The following is a 2,721-nucleotide window of genomic DNA, read 5'->3' on the forward strand; positions in this document are numbered from 1 at the left end:
GCTCCAGCGCGCGGCCGGCACCGGCGCCGTGCGCCTGCCCGGTGAGACGCTGGCCCGGGACTGGCCGGGCCTGGGCGCCTCGGTGCCCCTGCCGGGTGGCGTGCGGGAGATCGCGGGCGCGGTCGAGGTGGACGGCTTCGCCGTCAACATCCACGATCTGGCGACGGCGCTGGCCAACCGGCTCACCGACCTCGGCGTCGAGGTGTGCGCCGGCGTCCGGGTGCGCGGGCTCGACCCCGACCCTGGCGGCGACGACAACAACGGCGACGACAACAACGGCGGCGGCGGCGGCGCGGTGCGGCTGCGTCTCGACGACGGCTCGGTGCTGCCCGCGGATCACGTCGTGATCACCACCGGGGGCCGCGACCTGGACCGGCTGCTCGGCGCCGCCTGGCCCGGGGCCGGCGCGGTGGCGCATCTGCTCGGCCTGTCGCTGACCCTGCCAAACCCCGGGCTGCGCCGCCCAGCGAAGATCCATGCCGGCGATCCGCTCGGCGTGATCAACATTTCGCTCTCCCCCGACGGCACGTTCATCCACGTCAGTGGCGGCTTCGGCTACCTGGGCCTGGCCGAGCGCCAGGCCGCCGCAGCGGGCATCGCGGGGCTGCGAGACGTCGCCGAACGGGCCATCGCCGGCCTGTTTCCGGCGCTGCGGCGGGCCGACGGCAGTCTGGACGTGCGCGACGTGCGCGTCTGCGAACGTCCGACCACCCCCGACGGCCTCCCCCTCATCACCGCGCTACCGGGCCACGCCGGCCGGGTCCTGGTGGCCGCGGGGACGAACGCGGGCGGCGCGGTGCAGGCGCCGGCCGTCGCCGGCCTGGTCGCGGACCTGCTCGACGGCGCTTCCCGCTGCGCGGGCCTCGCGATGGCGGGCGACCGGATCGGCCTCCCACGCATCCCGGCGAAGGTGCCCTGCGCAGCAGAGTGATGACGTTACGTAGCAGGCGCTCCCGTCGCTCGGCGCGCCCTGCCAGTGGCGCGTTATCGTCGAGCAACGTGTTGGTGTGCCCCGGCCTCCTGGCTCGCCAGACCCGTTCGCGGGACCAGGTCGACGCGCCGAGGGACGACAGGAGGCGACGCCGGTGACCGACGGGGACGTGAGCGTGGTCCGCTGGTCGCCCAGCCGCATGCGGACCCGGCTCGACGAGGTGATCGCCGTCTACAAGGCCGCGTTCCTCGATCACCACGAGGCCGACCCCGTCCGGGCCGCCCGGGACCGGACCCTGCATGCGCGTCGTCACTTCGACCGTCGCGACCTGCTCGCCGTCGCCGCGGTCACCTCCGACGACACCCTCGTCGGCATCACCTACGCACTGCCCGGCCAGCCCGGCCAGTGGTGGCACGATGTCGTCGCGGACGCGCTCGCAGCGGCCACGGCGGCGCACTGGCTCGACGACTGCCTCGAGATCGTCGAACTGCACGTGCTGCCCTCCTACCAGGGCCGCAGAATCGGCCGGCAGCTTCTGCGGGAGCTGCTGCGGGACGTTCCGCAGCGGACCGCGGCGCTGTCCGCGCTCGAACCGGCCGGCAGCCGGGCGCGCCGGTTGTACGCCAGTGAGGGTTTCGTCCCGCTGCTGTCGGACTTCCAGTTCCCCGGGACGCTCACCCCCTACGCGGTGCTCGGCAAGGAGCTGCGGGGCCCGTCGGCCGCCAGCCCCGACGGCGAGCTCGCCGGCGACGCCGACCAGCCGGCACCGGTGCGGTGACCCTCCACGGCCCGGCGTCCACGGCGCTCGGGTCGGCCCGGCCCGCAGGCCGGAGCATCCCGGACGAACCGCCCGTGCGCCGGGCGCCGGTCTGGGCCTGGATTCCCGTGCTGGCCACGGTGGCGGTGCAGATCCCCTACCCGCTCGTCGGCAACACCGGGCGCAGCGCGCTGGCCGTCGCGTCGGTCCTGCTGTTCTTCGCCGCGTCGACGGCACACGCCCTGACCACCCGCGGCCCGCTCTGGACCGCCGGCTTCCTCTCCGTGGCCGTCGGCGGGGGACTCGCCGTGGAGATGCTCGGGGTCCACACCGGCGTTCCGTTCGGCCGCTACGACTACGCCGGCTCGCTCGGCCCCCGCCTGGGCGGCGTCGCCGTCGTGGTGCCGCTGGCCTGGGCGATGATGGCCTATCCCACCTACGTCCTGGTCCGGCGGCACCGGCGCGCCCCGGTCCGCGCCGCCGTGCTCGGCGGTCTGGTGCTGGCCACCTGGGATCTGTTCCTCGACCCGCAGATGGTCACCGCCGGGCACTGGCAGTGGCTCGGCGGCGGTCCGGCCCTCAACGGGATCCCGCTGACGAACTTCCTCGGCTGGCTGCTGGTCGGCACCGTCATGGCCGCGGTCCTGCTGGCCTTGCCGGACCCGACGCACCGCCTGCCCCGCTCCCGCCGCGACGAGCGCATCCCGCTGACCCTGCTGGCCTGGACCTACCTGTCGTGTGTGCTGGCGAACCTCGTCTTCTTCGGCGAACCCGGTGTCGCGGTCACCGGCGGCATCGCGATGGGAGCGGTGCTGGCCGTGGCGCTGCGACCCTGGCGCACCGATCGCCGAGCGGACGATCCAGGGCGGTGGGGGTGGCGCTGACGGCAGTCCGGGCCGGGGCGGTGGTGCGGGCCGGGGCGGTGCGGGCGGCGGCGGTGGCGTCGGGGAGGGCGCGGCGGGTTGCGGTTGTTGGGGGGAGGGTCGCTGCGGCCAGGGAGTAGAGGCCGGCGGTGATTGTGGTGCGCCGATCG

Annotated in this window: 3 protein-coding genes; all 3 read left to right on the top strand. The window is 75.2% G+C overall.

What is annotated here, in order from left to right; translation table 11 throughout:
- Positions 1–931 (top strand): FAD-binding oxidoreductase (locus ND748_RS29600; RefSeq protein ID WP_251749493.1); only part of this gene is annotated, 931 nt, incomplete at its 5' end.
- 199 nt (positions 932–1,130) lie between these two features.
- Positions 1,131–1,709, top strand: coding sequence for a GNAT family N-acetyltransferase (locus ND748_RS29605; protein ID WP_251749495.1), 579 nt, complete (start codon positions 1,131–1,133; stop codon positions 1,707–1,709).
- A 74-nt stretch (positions 1,710–1,783) separates the two neighbouring features.
- Complete coding sequence (gene cruF, locus ND748_RS29610) at positions 1,784–2,572, top strand: bisanhydrobacterioruberin hydratase CruF (RefSeq protein WP_251749494.1); 789 nt, start codon at positions 1,784–1,786, stop codon at positions 2,570–2,572.
- The last annotated feature ends 149 nt before the right edge of the window (positions 2,573–2,721 follow it).

Source organism: Frankia sp. AiPs1 (assembly GCF_023716945.1).
GTDB lineage: Bacteria > Actinomycetota > Actinomycetes > Frankiales > Frankiaceae > Frankia.

Excerpts from the sequence above, each read along its gene's own strand:
- ND748_RS29605 (WP_251749495.1), top strand. The coding sequence starts at position 1,131 with ATGCGGACCCGGCTCGACGAGGTGATCGCCGTCTACAAGGCCGCGTTC.